The sequence below is a fragment of the Acidobacteriota bacterium genome, from assembly GCA_018001935.1.
GTDB lineage: Bacteria > Acidobacteriota > JAAYUB01 > JAAYUB01 > JAAYUB01 > JAGNHB01.
Genome location: JAGNHB010000047.1, coordinates 30,956 through 45,383 on the forward strand (window position 1 = coordinate 30,956; position 14,428 = coordinate 45,383).

Genomic DNA, 14,428 nt, shown 5'->3' on the forward strand with positions numbered 1-14,428 from the left:
AACTCCTTCCCGGCCCGGATAGCGGCCGGCTTGTCATGGCTTGAAATCGGCCCGCAAGGCGCCTTTGAAGGCGGTGTAAGGGACCTTCACCTCCTGGGCGCCCGCGGCGTGACAGGCCACCTGGTAGGCGTCGAACAGGATCAGCAGGCCGTCCCCGAGGACCAGGAACCGCTTGAAATTGTCCTCGTCAAGGGACGTTCCTTCCTTGACCCACCCCTCGTCCGCGTCCTCGAGGGTCCCGAGCAGGTCTTCCCGGCAGAAGGCGGATAGCGTTTTCAGCCAGGGGGACCCCGGGGTGAACAGGTCGGGGAGCGCCACCGGGGCGAGGGACGCGAGGTCGAAGTTCAGGGTGAGGGAATTCGTCTGCGGGTGCGCAGCCCCCATCTCGTAGCGGAACACCGTGAAGTGGAGGGCGACGTGCCGGGGAGAGGTGTACGCGATGCGGTAGGAGACGAGGTACTGGCTGCGGGTCCCGACGCTCGTCAGGTTCTTGTGGGAGTCGTACTGCCGGATGGCGGCGTAAGCCTCTTCGAATGCCGTCCGGACGCCGTCCAGACCGGCGGAGGCGAGGGTCTCGACCTGCTCGTTGAACTCCCGCTCCATGGCCGGCCGGGTCGGGCAGGACATCCGGGGGACCTCCACCTTCAGGTCGTACAGGGCGCGGCGATCCTGGTGGTCCTCGATCACGGCCGACTTCAGGGTGAAGTGCGGGGGGGCGTTCTCCAGGGGGCGCAGGACGAAGGGGACCTTCCGGCCGCCGGCCTCCCGCGACCAGTTCCCGGAGATAACCCCCTTCTCGCCGCGGGTCCCGGTGAAGATGCCCGTGGGGTTCCCCTGGGCGTCGCTTTCCGTCATCACCAGCTCCCCGTCCGCCTTTTTCACGGTCAGCTTGACGGGTTCGCCGCAGCTGGTCCCGGGAGCGGTCTCCTCCCCGGCGGGTTCGATTTCCGTCCAGTACCAACCCGAGGGGGAAGGTGCATCCAGGGTCAGGCGCGCCTGGATCCGGTTTTTGCCCAGGGTGCCCTCCCACGCCGTCCCGGTCACCGACAGCGGGACCGGCTTGGGTTTCCCGGCCGGTACCGTGGCCGTGAGGCCGGCGAGGCCGGCGACGACGAGGAGGCATCGAAGGGGGAGTGTGCGGGGCGTCATGTCGGTTCTTTCCCGTGCGAGGATTTCCGGCCGTCTTTCGGCACCTTCGGCGCATTATACCGTATCCGGGTCCGAGCGGCAACGGGGATTTGCCCGCGGGCCGCGCAACGGGTTGAATCGCCGGGGCCGTCTCGGTTACAATGGCCGCGAGAGGTGGGTATGAATCGAAAGATGCTGGCCGTCATTCTGCCGGTCGTGGTGGCCCTGGTGCTGGTCGGGGTCTGGGTGAAGTCGAGGCGTCCTGCCGTAGACCCTGGCGCTTCGCTCGACCTGCCGGCGGCCGAAAGCGGGGAAACCGGCGGTGCGGGAAACGCCCCGTCCGGCGAGATGCTGGACCGCGACATCCTAGCCCTGGCGCCCCAGGGCTCGACCTACCGCGTGGAGCGGTACAACGACCCCGACAAGGGCGCCATCGCCGGCCACATCCTGGACCGGACAGGCCGGGGGCTTCCGGGCATGGCGGTCGAGATCATCCCGTCCTCGGCCGTCTACCAGCCCACCCACTTCTACTCCACCTCCAAGGTGTACTCCGACAAGAACGGATACTTCATCTTCCACAACATCGACCCGCAGACATACCACTTCATCTGCGGGCCGGTGAGGGAAACCCTCCCGGTGAAACCGGGGACCATGGTCATCCGCGACGTCCAGCTGAAGGGGACGGCTTCCGTGGCCGGGTCCGTGGTGGACGCGGAAGGGATTCGGATCTTCCCGGCGGTGGTCTACCTCGTCTCCCCCCGGTTCCGGATCGTCTGCAGGACCACCGAGACCGGCTCCTTCGAGATGCAGGGCGTCCCGGCCGACCGCTACCAGGTTGCGGCGCGTTCCGACGGCTACGTCCCTTCGGAGTACAAGGACCTGTCCGTGAAGGAAGGCGACAGGGTCAACGACCTGGTGTTCACCCTCGAGCCGGGTGCCGGCCTGGTGGGCTACGTGCGGAACGAGCACCGGGAGCCGGTCCCGAGCGTCCGGATCTCGACCGCGCCGAGCTCGGGCCGGATCGGGACCGCCTCCGCCATGACGGACCGCAACGGCTACTTCGAGTTGGCCGGAATCCAGGCCGGGCGGCAGCAACTCACGCTGATGCTGGACGGGAGTTACGAGCGGGCGGGGCCGGCGGTGAACGTGGAGATCGGGAAGCGGAACTACGTCGAGATCACCCTCAAGTCCGGCGCCCGGATTCTCGGGACGGTGAAGACCAGCACCGGCGAGCCGGTCCCGGAAGACCTGACGGCCGTCGTGCAGATGACGGCCGGTGCCGGCAAGGACCAGTACTTCCGGCGGTCCGTGGACCCCGACGGCCGGTTCGTGCTGGAAAACCTGGACGAGGGGGAGTACAAGATCTTCATCTCCTCCCAGGACAAGAAATTCGTCATGCCCGAGCCCCGGGCCGTCAAGGTCTCGGAACGCCTCGAGCAGGCGGTGGCCTTCGTCATCGACCGCGGGGGCCTGATCGCGGGGCAGGTGACGGACCGTGCCGGGACCCCGGTCGCCCGGGCCCGGATTGTCATCACCTGCCGCTCGAAGGCGGGGCGGACCGCCTCCCAGACCGCCGCCTCGAACGAGACCGGCTTCTTCCAGTCCAGCGGCCTCCCGCCGGGGGTGGTGACCCTGGAAACCGCGTCCCCGGGTTACCTCACCAACCGGAAGGAGAACATCCAGCTGGCGGCGGGGGGATCCCTGAACATCGCCGTGATCCTGGACAAGTCCGGGACCATCGAGGGTCGGGTCACCGATTCCCAGGGGCGCCCACGGGTGGGCGTGACGGCTTACGCCCGGCCGGTGGGAGACGCCTCCTTCTCCAACCTCCCCAAGGCGATCACGTCGGCGGACGGCCGGTTCACCTTCACCGGGCTCAACGAGGGGCGGTACATGGTGTACATCCTCTGGGCGAACCCGAAGGCCAACAACCGGATGCAGACCATGAACCAGCAGGTCCAGGTGATCCCGAACCAGGCGGTTCGCGCCGACTTCCGCCTTCCAAGCCCCTGATGGAAAGACCGGTACTCCTCTGCTACCGCTGCGACGACCGGGACGCGGGGGACCCCTACGCCCGGATCGTTCCTTCGGGCCTCTTCTGCCTTCACGGGTACCTCCAGGACCGGGGGTTCCCCTCGCTCCTGGCCAACCTCTGCGGCATGCCGTGGCCGCGGGTGGAGGCGCTGATCCGGCAGCACCAGCCTCGCGTGGTGGGGGTCTCCCACTTCACGTTCAACCACGCCGCCTGCGAGAAACTGTACCGGCTCGCCCGGAAGGTTGTTCCCGATGCCGTCATCGTCGGGGGCGGGGCCCAGGCGACGCACCTGGATGCCCTCCTCCTCGAGCGGATCCCCGCCCTGGACCTCTCGGTCCGCGGCGAGGGGGAGGTCCCGCTCCTTGCCCTCGCGGAGAGGGTCTTTCGCGGCGAGAGGGCCTGGCACGGAATCCCCGGGCTGACCCGCCGCGACGGGGACCGGATTCACCGGGAGCCGCTCCCGCCGCTGTTGGCGGACATCGACCCCTGCTATTCCCCGCGCCGGTTCAGCCGGCTCGAGGGCGTTGCCCCCCGGGAGCAATTCCCCTTCGTGGTGGCGTCCCGGGGGTGCCCCGGGACCTGCACCTTCTGCAACTCCCCCGCCATCTGGCGCCGGCAGACCCGCTTCCGGTCGCCGGGGCCCCTCGCCGACGAGATCCGGGCCCTCCAGCGGGAACACGGCCTGGTCTACTTCAGTTTCCGGGACGACTCCTTCTCGGCGGATCCCGGCCGGGTTCGCGCGTGGTGCCGGGTCCTCGGCGAGCGGAAGCTGCGCTTTCTCTGGAACTGCCAGTCGCGGGCGGAGGGGCTCGACCGGGACACCCTCCTCGCCCTCAAGCGCGCCGGGTGCGAGCAGATCCAGTTCGGGATCGAGACCACCGCGCCCCCCCTGCAGCGCCTGCTGGGCAAGCCGCTCCCGCCGGGGGGCGTCTCCGACCTGCTCCGGGACTGCCGGGACTGCGGGGTCCGGACGTCGGCCTACTTCATCACCGGGATCCCGGGCCAGGCGGAGGCGGACCTGGAAGGGGACCTGGACCTGTTCCGCCGGGGAAAACTCCAGGACGCGGTCGTCTCCCCGCTCTGCCTGTACCCCGGGACGGCCCTGGCCCGGCAGGCGGAGAAACGGGGGGCCGTCTCTCCCGCGGACTACCTCTCGGGCGATACGGAACGTCTCCTGGTCCGCCGGGACCCTGCGGCGCTCCGGTTGTATGACACCCTGGTGCGGGCCGCCGACGCCGCCTCCCGCCACAATGCCTTCACCCTCCCCGAGATCCGGGCCCACCTGGCCGCGACGGGGAACTGTTTTTCCGCCCGGATGGACCTCGGGCGGTACTGGGTTTCCCGCCGGCGGCCGGACCTGGCCGAGCGTGCCTGGCGGGACATCGTGGACGAGGACCCCTCCAACCCCGTCGGCCTGCTCGCCCTCAGCGATTTCCTGGCGGCCTCCGGAAACCGGCGCGAGGCCCGCAAGTGGAAAGACCGGGCGACCCGGGCGCTTCAGTATTTGTAAATACCGGTCAAATAAGGATTAAGAAATTCTACTATTTTTGCATTTCCCTCTTGCAATGTTGTAATTTGCATCGTAGAATTAGAATTGTTGACGGCGACCCGAGCCCATCGGGAATTTAACCAAAGGTGAAATGGCATGCAGAAGAAAGTGCAGATCATGGTGGTCGATGACGATCCGGACGTGAGGGAATTCCTGGATACGCTGCTGACCAAGGAGGGATACGAGGTCAAGTCCATCGCGGACCCGTCGCTGGTCCTCGAGGAGTTGAAGAACAAGGTCTACCAGATCGTCATCCTGGACCTCCGGATGCCCGGGCAGTTCGGCGACGAGCTGCTCAAGCAGATCCGGGACTGGGACAAGGACATCTGCGTGATCGTCTACACCGGTTACCCGTCGGTGGACACCGCCGTGGCCACCATGAAGTGCCAGGCGTACGACTACATCAAGAAGCCCTGTTCCGCCAAGGAATTCCGCGAACTCATCCGCAACGCCATCCGGGACAAGGGCCTGGTGATGGCGCCCGACTCCCACGTGAACAAGGAGATCGGTTCCAAGATCCGGACCATCCGCAAGGACAAGGCCATGACCCTCAAGCAGCTGGCCAACCGGACGGGGCTCTCCGTCAGCCTGATCTCGCAGATCGAGCTGGCCAAGACCTCCGCTTCGGTGTCGACCCTGTACAAGATCTCCTGCGCGCTCGGCGTGCGCATCGGCGTTTTCTTCGAGCAGCTCTGACAAGGTTTCCCGGCCCCGCGGGGCCGCGCCCGTGGTTTCGCCTTGCCGCGGCCCCTCGCGGCAAGGCGTCCTGTTTTCGGGGCCGGTGCCCTCTCCCCGGGGAGGCGGGCCTTGCCCCGGCCCCGGGGTCGTTCGCGGCCGCCGGCGCCGGGACGCCCCGCGTCGGGAATTCCCTCACTTTTTTTGATATTTGTCGTTGACAACCGACGACCATTCCGTATAATAACCAATTCTTTCGGGCTTCCCGGAACCGGTTCGCAAGCCCGGAAGGGGATCGAGAAAAGGAGAACGAAGGTGCAGAAACTGAAAACCAAGAAAGGTGCCGCGAAACGGATGAAAGTCACCGCGTCGGGCAAGATCGTTCGCGGTCACGCCTTCAAGAGCCACATCCTCACCAAGAAGACCCGGAAACGCAAGCGCAACCTCCGCCACGCCACGCTGATCTCCAAGGCGGACACCGGCCGCGCCCGGGAAATGCTCCTGCTGTAAGATCGAATCAAGGAGACTGACATGCCGAGAGTCAAGAGAGGCAACAAGAAACTGCAGCGCCGGAAGAAGATCCTTGGGCTCGCCAAGGGATATATCGGGGCCCGGGGGCGTCTGTACCGCACCGCCAAGGAGACGGTGGAGCGCGCCCTGGCGTACGCCTACCGCGATCGCCGGGCCAAGAAGCGGGAGTTCCGCGGGCTCTGGATCGTCCGCATCAACGCCGCCGTCCGGGAGCACGGCCTGTCCTACAGCCGCTTCATGAGCGGGCTCAAGAAGGCCGGCGTGACCATCGACCGGAAAGTGCTCGCCGAACTGGCCGTGGCCAACCCGGAAGCGTTCGCCCAGCTGGCAACCGTCGCCCAGCAGGCGTGAAACGTACAATTTACGATTTTCACCGGCTGGGAATGCGGATTCCCAGCCGTTTTTATTTGAGGGAGCCATCATGCGGGAGGACCTTCAGACCATTCTGGACACATTTCGGGATGCGTGCCGGGGCGTTTCGGACGACGCCTCCTACCAGGCGCTGCGGGAGCAGTACCTCTCCCGCGAGCGCGGGATCCTGACCCAGCAGCTCAAGCGGATCCGGGACATCGACCCCGCCGAGCGCCCCCGATTCGGCATCGACGTGAACACCCTCAAGCGCGAAGTGGAGGGGGCGCTGTCCGAACTCGAGGCCGACATCCGGGAGCGGGCCCTTCGGAAGCGTTCCGAGGCCGAGCGCGTCGATGTGACCCTGCCGGGTGTCCGGCCCTACCCGGGGACCCTGCACCCCATCAAGAAGACCGAGGCCGAGATCGTCGGCATCTTCCGGGCCATGGGCTACGCGGTGGCCGAGGGGCCGGAGATCGAGACGGATTTCTTCAACTTCGGGGCCCTGAACTTCCCGGACGACCACCCGGCCCGGGACAGCCAGGACACCTTTTTCCTCGGCAAGGGGCGCTGGCTGCTCCGCACCCACACGTCGCCGGTCCAGATCCGGACCATGCAGAACGTGCCCCCGCCCCTGAAGCTGATCGCGCCCGGAAAGGTCTACCGCAACGACGCCCCGGACGCCACCCACTTCCCCATTTTCCACCAGGTGGAGGGGCTCGTGGTGGGCGAGGACGTCTCCCTGGCCCACCTCAAGGGGACCCTCGAGCGCTTCGCGTCCGAGTGCTTCTCGCCCGGGACCCGGGTGCGCCTCCGCCCCAGCTTCTTCCCCTTCGTCGAGCCGGGGGCGGAGGTGGACATCTCCTGCATCTTCTGCGGCGGCACCGGCTGCCGGATCTGCAAGGGCAGCGGCTGGATCGAGATCCTCGGCGCCGGGATGGTGCACCCGAACGTCTTCGCCAACTGCGGCCTCGACCCCGAGCGGTGGACCGGCTTCGCTTTCGGAATGGGGGTGGACCGGGTGGCCCTGCTCAAGTACGGCATCCCCGACATCCGCATGCTCTGGGAGAACGACGTGCGGTTCCTGTCGCAGTTCCACCGGTGAGGGAAGAACATGAAAATCAGCATGAACTGGCTCAAGGACCTGGTCTGTTTCGACGAGACCCCGGAGGCGCTGGCCCGGGACCTTTCCATGCTCGGCCTCCCGGTGGACGCCGTGGAGCCTTCGGGTGAGGACCGGGTCTTCGACATCGACATCACCGCGAACCGTCCCGACGGCCTCAGCCACCTGGGGATCGCCCGGGACGTCGCCGCCCGGTACCGGGAGCCGCTCCGCCCGCCCCGGGCCGTCGTGGAGGGGATCCCGGAGCAGCCCCTGGTCCCCGTGGACATCCGGATCGACGCTCCCGACCTCTGTGCCCGGTACTGCGGGATGGTGATCCGGGGCCTGCGGGTGGGACCCTCCCCCGCCTGGCTCCGGGACCGCCTGGAGGCCGTGGGCCAGCGATCCATCAACAACGTGGTGGACATCACCAACTTCGTGCTCCTGGAAATGGGGCACCCCCTGCACGCCTTCGACCACCGGAAGCTGCGGGAGGGCCGGATCGTGGTGCGCCGGGCCCGGGACGGCGAGACCCTCACGACCCTCGACGGCCAGCAGCGGAAGCTGACTCCGAACATGCTGGTCATCGCGGACGCCGCCCTGCCGGTGGCCCTGGCCGGCGTCATGGGCGGGGCCGACTCCGAGGTGGACGCCCAGACCCGCGACATCCTCCTGGAGAGCGCCTGGTTCGAGCCTTCCTCCGTCCGGCGCACCGCCCGGGCCCTCGGCCTCGGGACGGAGGCGTCCTACCGCTTCGAGCGGGGGGCCGACCCGGAAGTCCCGCCGCGCGCCCTGCTGCGCGCCGCCTGGCTGGTGCTCCGCCTGGCGGGCGGGGAACCGGCGTCCCCCCTCCTCGACGCGCACCCGCGCCCGGCGATCCCCCGGGCCATCCCGCTCCGGCGCCGGCGCATGGTGAGCCTCATCGGCGCCCCGGTCGAGGACGGCTTCGTCGAGGATCTCCTCCCGCGGCTCGGTTTCCGCGTGGACCGCGACGGGGCCGGCTGGTCGGTCGTCGCCCCCTCGCACCGACCCGACGTCACCCAGGAGGTCGATGTGATCGAGGAGGTGGCGCGGTTCTACGGTTACGACCGGGTCCGGTCCGCATTGCCGGGGATGGAGGGGAACCCCGTGGAGCGGCGCTTCGCCCGCGACCGGGACACGCTCCGGAAGCTGCTGGTGGCGGGAGGGTACCAGGAGATCACCTCCAGCTCCTTCGTCGACCCGCACAAGGACGGGGTTTTCGACTTCTTCCGCGCGGGGGAGGCCATCTTCCTGGACAACCCGGGAGACGAGGCGGAGCCGGCCCTTCGCACGAACCTGACGTACCGCCTGCTCAACGCCCTCAAGTTCAACGAGAACAATTTCAACCGTGACGTCCGGCTGTTCGAGACGGCGGACGTTTACGCCATGGCGACCGACGGGCCCCGGGAGAGCCTCCGGTTGGCCGTCGGGGCCTTCGGGCACGCCCTTCCCCCGCACTGGACGATGCCCCCGGGGGCGCCCTACGGCTTTTTCCACCTCAAGGGGATGGTGGAGACCCTGCTCGAGGGGCTCAACGCCGTCGATGCGCGGATCGTGCCCCTGGAGGAAAGCCCGGGGGATTTCCTCCAGGCGGGGAGCCGCGCCGCCCTCCAGGTCCGGGGGAAAACCGTCGGGTTCCTGGGGCGGCTGGACGAGCGCGTGGCTGCGGCGTGGAAGTTCCGCCAGAGCGTCTTCGTCGGGGAGTTCCTCCTGGAGCCCCTCTTCGAGTCCGTGGACCGGCCGTTCGCCTTCACCCCCGTGCCCCGGTTCCCGCCCGTGTCCCGGGACATTTCCTTTACCGTTGACAACGCCGTGCCTTTCAGTAAAATAAAAGCAGTTGCGGAGAGTGTGAAAGCCGGGGAACTCACCCGCATGGATGCCGTCGAAATCTATCGTGGGAAAGAGATCCCGGCCGGAAGGTACGCCATGACGGTTCGCGTCGTATTCCAGCGGTGTGACGGGACGCTCACCGACGCGGAAGCGGACGCGCTGCGCAACCGTTTGACCGAAGCCCTGAAACGATCGGCGGGAATCGAAGTCCGTTGAGCGGGCGGGGACGTGATGGAGGAGATCGAGACCGTCAGCAAGGAAAGGCTCGCGCACCTCGAAGACAAGATCTTCCGGGTGAGCGCGCTGTTCAATCATATGCTGAAGCGCAATCATCAGTTGGAGGAGGAGATCCGAAAGGCAAACGGAAGGGCGCGTTCCCTGGAGGAACGCTGCCGTGACTTGCAATCCATCGTGGATGAGGTTCGTCGGGAAAGGGATGCCGTCCTGCAGGAACTGGCCGGGATTCAGGAGGAACTGGCCGGGCTGGAACGGTGAATCTGAAGATATCGAGGCCGGAACGGATGCTGATCAGGATACTCAATCATCAATACGCGATCCAGGGGACGGAGGACGAGGCTTACATGCTCAAGCTCGGGACCTACGTCGAGGAGAAGATGCGCGAGATCCAGCGGGCGGGAAGCGTCGTCGACTCCCACCGCCTGGCCGTGCTGACCGCCCTGCAGATCGCGGACGACTACTTCCGGTTACGCAACCGTTTCCGTGAACTGGACGCCCTCATTGGCCGAAAGAGCACGGAGATGATCCGGATGCTGGATCAGTTGACGGACAAGGCCTCGGAATCCTTTGATCCTGCAACGCTCGTGGGGTGATTTCCTTGAGCCTACGTTTCAGAAACGGGGGTCCGCAGTTCAGCGCGGTGTGCATGCCTTCCGCGGGAAGGAAGCCTGAAGCGCCTGACAGGGCCCCCACCTGGTGACCCCAGGCCAATCCGAACCGCCCCGCGGCGTTGCGGGACCTTATTTCCGAACCTGCCGATCTCTCATCCCCGAAGAATGCATCTATGCCTGATGCCGGGCGAACGCGCCCGGTGCGTTGCGACGCGATCCGGGAATCGGGACCGTGCGGTCTTTGAAATATACCGAAAGGAGAATGGGCCATGGTCGTGCTACTGGGCACCGAATTGATCTTGTCCGTCGTGTTCATCCTGGCGGCGGGGGGCGCCTGCATCGGCGCGTATTACGTGGTGAAATCCCGTTTCATCCGCGAGATGCTGGAGAAGGCCAAGCGCGAGGCCGCCGAAACGCTGGAAAAGGGGAAACGGGAATCCGAGCAGATCAAGAAAGAGAAGATCCACGAGGCGAAGGACGAGATTTTCAAACTGAAAGAGGAGTTTGAACAGGATTCGAAGGAAAAGCGCAAGGAATTGATGGGGTTCGAGAACAACCTGATCGGGCGGGAGAAGAACATCGCCCGGCGGGAGGATCAGCTCTCCCGCAAGGAGAAGGATCAGAGCACCAAGGAGAACCAGCTGATCTCCCGGGAGGTCCGGCTGAAGGAGCAGGAGCTCGAGATCAAGGAAGTCGTCCGCTCTCAGAAGGAAAGGCTGGAGGAGATTTCCGGGATGTCCCGCGAGGAGGCCAAGCAGACCCTGCTGGACGCCATGCTGGAGGAGACCCGCAAAGAAGCGGTGGGGAAGGTCAAGGAGATCGAGGACGAGGCCAAGCTCCGGGCCAACAACAGCGCCCGGAAGGTGATCTCCACCGCCATCCAGCGCTGCGCGGCGGACCACGTGGTGGAGACCACCGTCTCCGTGGTGGACCTTCCCAGCGACGAGATGAAGGGACGCATCATCGGCCGCGAGGGGCGCAACATCCGCGCCCTCGAGATCGCCACGGGGATCGACCTCATCGTGGACGACACCCCCGAGGCGGTGATCCTCTCGGGGTACGACCCCTACCGGCGGGAAATCGCCAAGATCGCCATCGAGCGCCTCATCACCGACGGCCGCATCCACCCCGCCCGCATCGAGGAGGTGGTGGAGAAGGTCAAGGCCGAGATGGAGCAGAAGATCCAGGAGATCGGCGAACAGGCCGCCTTCGAGATGAACATCCACGACTTCAACCCCGAGGTCCTCAAGCTCCTGGGCCGCCTGCAGTACCGTTCCAGCTACGGGCAGAACGTCCTGCAGCACGCGAAGGAGGTCGCCCACATGGCGGCCATCATGGCCCAGGAGATCGGGGCCAACGTCAACACCGCCCGCCGGGCCGCCCTGATCCACGACATCGGCAAGGCGGTGGACCGGGAGGTGGAAGGCACCCACACCCAGCTGGGGGTCGAACTCGCGCGGAAGTACGGCGAGGCGCCCGACGTGCTGCACTGCATCGAGGCTCACCACTTCGACATCGACTTCCAGTCCGTGGAAGCAGTCCTGGTCCAGGCGGCCGACGCCATCTCGGCTGCCCGCCCGGGGGCCCGGCGAGAGATCCTGGAATCCTACATCAAGCGCCTGGAGAAGCTGGAGAACATCGCCGACTCCTTCACCGGCGTGGCCAAGGCCTACGCCCTCCAGGCGGGGCGCGAGATCCGCGTCCTGGTGGAGAACGACAAAATCAGCGACGAGCAGGCGTTCTGGCTGGCCAAGGACCTGACGAAGAAGATCGAAAACGAGCTGCAGTACCCCGGGCAGATCAAGGTGACCGTGATCCGGGAGCGCCGTTTCATCGAGTACGCAAAATAGGCGGTTGAAGTAAATTTGAAACGCGTGTCCGTTCCCGCCATCAAACGGGGATGGACAAGCGGGTCTTCCACCTGACGGTTCTCTTCATCCTCATCGCCCTCCCGGCCGGGCCGGCGAGGGCCCACACCTACCCGCTCCGCAACTACACCGTGGAGAACGGGCTTCCCCAATCCTCCATCCTCTGCATGCTGCAGGACCGGCGGGGTTTCTTCTGGTTCGGCACCCAGAGCGGCGTCTGCCGCTTCGACGGTTTCGATTTCGAGACCTTCGGCCGGGAGAGCGGCCTCACGCCGTCGCGGGTGGTCTGCCTGCTCGAGGACCGTCTCGGGGGCGTCTGGGCCGGCACGGCGGAAGACGGTCTCCACCGCTTCGACGGGGCCCGTTGGTCCCGGCAGCTCGCCCGGGAAGGGGCCGGCGGGGAGGTTCGCGCCCTCGTGGAAACCCCCGGCGGGGCGATCTGGGCCGCCACCCCGGCCGGGCTGCTCCGCCGGGACGCCCGGGGTTGGGCGGCATTGCCCTTCCCCGGGGAGCGGCGGGGGGCCGGGGCCCTCTCCCTCGCCGTCGGCCCCGGCGGGGAAGTCTGGTGCGGGACGGCGGGGCAGGGCGTCGGCCGGCTCGGGGAAGGCGGGTGGTCATTCACCGGCCGCCGGGACGGTCTGCCCCTGGGCAGCGTCAATGGCCTCCTGTTCGACCGGCGGGGACGCCTGTGGGCGATCTCGCCCGACGACGGGGCGGCGGTCCTCGAGAACGGCGCCTGGTCACCGGTTGACGCCCTCCGGGCGGCCGGGGTCGACCAGTTGACCTCCCTCCGCCTCGACGCCGGCGGGAATGTTTGGGTGACGAGCCGGGGGTCGGGCGCCGCGGGCCTTCTGCCGGGCGGCGTGGTCCGCTTCACCCGTGACGAAGGCCTCCTCAGCGACGACATCCTGTGCATGGACCAGGACCGGGAGGGCAACTACTGGTTCGGGTCCATCTCGGGGCTCTCCCGGCTCAAGGGGATGCAATTCATCAATTTCACCCCGCGGGACGGTCTCCCCGACGGCATGGTCTGGGCCATCCACGAGGAGCCCGACGGGGAAACGCTCCTCCTGGGGTGCAACTCGGGGGGGATCTCCACCTGTGACGGGGAGAAGTGGCGCCCCTGGGAAAGCCCGGACTGGATTCGCCGGACCGCGGTCCGGTGCTTCCTGCGGGACTCCCGCGGGCGGCTGTGGGTCGGCACCTCGGGCGGCCTGGCCTGCCTGGAGGGGAAGCGTTGGACCCGGCTGCGCCCCGCCGACGGGCTGCCGGGGCTGGTGGTGCGGGCCCTCGCGGAAGACCGGTCGGGGCGGGTCTGGGTGGCCACCGACCGCGGGCTGGGAATCCTGGACGGCAGCCGCTGGTCGGCGCCGCCGCCGAACCCCCTGTTCGGGCGGCAGGTGATCAACGCCCTCCACACCGACCGGGGGGGGCGGGTGTGGGCGGGGAACCACAACGGGGCCGCCGTCTTCGACGGGCGGTCCTGGCGGAACTTCACGACCCGCGAGGGACTCCCGGACAACCGGGTCACCTCCTTCTCCGAGGGGCCCGACGGGCGCTTGTGGATCACCACCTTCGGGGGCGGGATCTGCCGGAGGGACGGGGAGAGCTTCAGGGTCTGGAACCACACCCACGGCCTGTCCAACGACTTCGCCTACTTCACGGTTCACCACGGGGGGGTGGTGTACGTCGGCACCAACGGCGGCCTGAACCGCTTCGACGGGCACGCCTTCAAGGTTTACCGCTACGAGGACGGCCTGGCCTCCTCCGAGGTGAACCTCGGCGCCTGCCTCAGGGACCGCCGGGGCAGGATCTGGATCGGCACGGTGGCCGGGTTGACCTGCTTCGAGCCCCGCGCCGACGGGGTGAACCGAACCCCGCCCCTCGTGTCCGTGACGTCCGTGAGACTGATGGAGAACGGGTACACCCTCCGGGATGGTGAGTCCCTGCGGCACGACCAGAACAACCTGCGCTTCGAGTACATCGGGATCCACCACAGCGCCCCCGAGAGCGTGGTCTACCGCTACACCCTGGAAGGCTTGTCGGAGCATTGGATCCAGACCCGGCACCGGGTCGTCACGATCCCGTTCCTGCCCCCGGGGAGCTACACGTTCCGGGTCATGGCCCGCAACCCGGAAGGGGTCTGGAGCCTCGGTCCCGCCAGCGTTCACTTCGAGATCCGGCCGCCGTACTGGACCACGTGGTGGTTCCGCGGGGCCCTCCTGCTTCTGGCGGGGGCCCTCCTTTTCGGGGTGCGCCGGGTGGAGATCCGCCGTCTCCGGGCCCGCAGCGCCATGGAGGAGGAACTGCGCCTGGCGGCCCGGATCCAGGGGCGTCTGATGCCCGGGGGGCCGCCGTCGATCGCGGGGTCTCCGCACCGGTGAGGAAGAAGGCCAAGAGCAACGGTCAGGGATTGGGCCAGCCCCATCCGCGGAGAGGCGGTAATAAACTCTATAGCCCGGCCTCTAAAGAAGGCCTTATTCTATAGAAAGG

General features: G+C 67.2%; 11 protein-coding genes, 1 other RNA gene and 1 pseudogene. 12 read left to right on the forward strand and 1 reads right to left on the reverse strand.

The genetic code is table 11. The annotated features are described in order from the left end of the window. Positions 1–33 precede the first annotated feature (33 nt). On the reverse strand, positions 34–1,149 hold the full coding sequence (locus KA419_15705; protein MBP7867380.1) for a DUF3298 domain-containing protein: 1,116 nt from the start codon (positions 1,147–1,149) through the stop codon (positions 34–36). A gap of 159 nt (positions 1,150–1,308) precedes the next feature. Here KA419_15705 and KA419_15710 point away from each other — a divergent pair, with 159 nt between their 5' ends. From KA419_15710 to KA419_15765, 12 genes and pseudogenes are all read left to right on the forward strand, one after another. After that, positions 1,309–3,141: a carboxypeptidase regulatory-like domain-containing protein gene (locus KA419_15710; protein MBP7867381.1), complete on the forward strand. Its 1,833-nt coding sequence runs from the start codon at positions 1,309–1,311 to the stop codon at positions 3,139–3,141. Beyond that, positions 3,141–4,673 carry a radical SAM protein gene (locus KA419_15715; GenBank protein ID MBP7867382.1) on the forward strand — a complete coding sequence of 511 codons (1,533 nt, stop codon included), beginning with the start codon at positions 3,141–3,143 and terminating at the stop codon, positions 4,671–4,673. The genes KA419_15710 and KA419_15715 overlap by 1 nt, the downstream gene beginning before the upstream one ends. 135 nt (positions 4,674–4,808) lie before the next feature. Continuing rightward, positions 4,809–5,408, forward strand: coding sequence for a response regulator (locus KA419_15720; protein MBP7867383.1), 600 nt, complete (start codon positions 4,809–4,811; stop codon positions 5,406–5,408). A gap of 294 nt (positions 5,409–5,702) precedes the next feature. Further along, entirely contained in the window at positions 5,703–5,897 is a 195-nt protein-coding gene (gene rpmI / locus KA419_15725; GenBank protein ID MBP7867384.1) for a 50S ribosomal protein L35, read from the forward strand. A gap of 21 nt (positions 5,898–5,918) precedes the next feature. After that, the gene (gene rplT / locus KA419_15730) at positions 5,919–6,269 is read left to right on the forward strand and encodes a 50S ribosomal protein L20 (GenBank protein MBP7867385.1); all 351 of its coding nucleotides are present in this window, start codon (positions 5,919–5,921) and stop codon (positions 6,267–6,269) included. A 70-nt stretch (positions 6,270–6,339) separates the two neighbouring features. Beyond that, on the forward strand, positions 6,340–7,371 hold the full coding sequence (gene pheS, locus KA419_15735; GenBank protein MBP7867386.1) for a phenylalanine--tRNA ligase subunit alpha: 1,032 nt from the start codon (positions 6,340–6,342) through the stop codon (positions 7,369–7,371). A 9-nt stretch (positions 7,372–7,380) separates the two neighbouring features. Beyond that, complete coding sequence (locus KA419_15740) at positions 7,381–9,435, forward strand: phenylalanine--tRNA ligase subunit beta (protein MBP7867387.1); 2,055 nt, start codon at positions 7,381–7,383, stop codon at positions 9,433–9,435. A 15-nt stretch (positions 9,436–9,450) separates the two neighbouring features. Continuing rightward, complete coding sequence (locus KA419_15745) at positions 9,451–9,714, forward strand: hypothetical protein (protein MBP7867388.1); 264 nt, start codon at positions 9,451–9,453, stop codon at positions 9,712–9,714. Between the two features lie 26 nt (positions 9,715–9,740). Then, positions 9,741–9,989: pseudogene (locus KA419_15750) on the forward strand (cell division protein ZapA). Positions 9,990–10,023: 34 nt separating this feature from the next. Then, a non-coding RNA gene (gene ssrS / locus KA419_15755) (6S RNA) lies at positions 10,024–10,199 on the forward strand. Positions 10,200–10,336: 137 nt separating this feature from the next. After that, on the forward strand, positions 10,337–11,917 hold the full coding sequence (rny, locus tag KA419_15760; protein ID MBP7867389.1) for a ribonuclease Y: 1,581 nt from the start codon (positions 10,337–10,339) through the stop codon (positions 11,915–11,917). A gap of 50 nt (positions 11,918–11,967) precedes the next feature. Beyond that, the gene (locus KA419_15765; GenBank protein MBP7867390.1) at positions 11,968–14,319 is read left to right on the forward strand and encodes a hypothetical protein; all 2,352 of its coding nucleotides are present in this window, start codon (positions 11,968–11,970) and stop codon (positions 14,317–14,319) included. Positions 14,320–14,428: the final 109 nt, after the last annotated feature.

Coding starts and splice junctions, on each gene's coding strand:
- KA419_15745 (MBP7867388.1), top strand. CDS start 9,451: ATGGAGGAGATCGAGACCGTCAGCAAGGAAAGGCTCGCGCACCTCGAA.
- KA419_15720 (MBP7867383.1), top strand. CDS start 4,809: ATGCAGAAGAAAGTGCAGATCATGGTGGTCGATGACGATCCGGACGTG.
- rplT (MBP7867385.1), top strand. CDS start 5,919: ATGCCGAGAGTCAAGAGAGGCAACAAGAAACTGCAGCGCCGGAAGAAG.
- KA419_15705 (MBP7867380.1), bottom strand. CDS start 1,149: ATGACGCCCCGCACACTCCCCCTTCGATGCCTCCTCGTCGTCGCCGGC.
- KA419_15715 (MBP7867382.1), top strand. CDS start 3,141: ATGGAAAGACCGGTACTCCTCTGCTACCGCTGCGACGACCGGGACGCG.
- rny (MBP7867389.1), top strand. CDS start 10,337: ATGGTCGTGCTACTGGGCACCGAATTGATCTTGTCCGTCGTGTTCATC.
- KA419_15740 (MBP7867387.1), top strand. CDS start 7,381: ATGAAAATCAGCATGAACTGGCTCAAGGACCTGGTCTGTTTCGACGAG.
- KA419_15765 (MBP7867390.1), top strand. CDS start 11,968: ATGGACAAGCGGGTCTTCCACCTGACGGTTCTCTTCATCCTCATCGCC.
- KA419_15710 (MBP7867381.1), top strand. CDS start 1,309: ATGAATCGAAAGATGCTGGCCGTCATTCTGCCGGTCGTGGTGGCCCTG.
- pheS (MBP7867386.1), top strand. CDS start 6,340: ATGCGGGAGGACCTTCAGACCATTCTGGACACATTTCGGGATGCGTGC.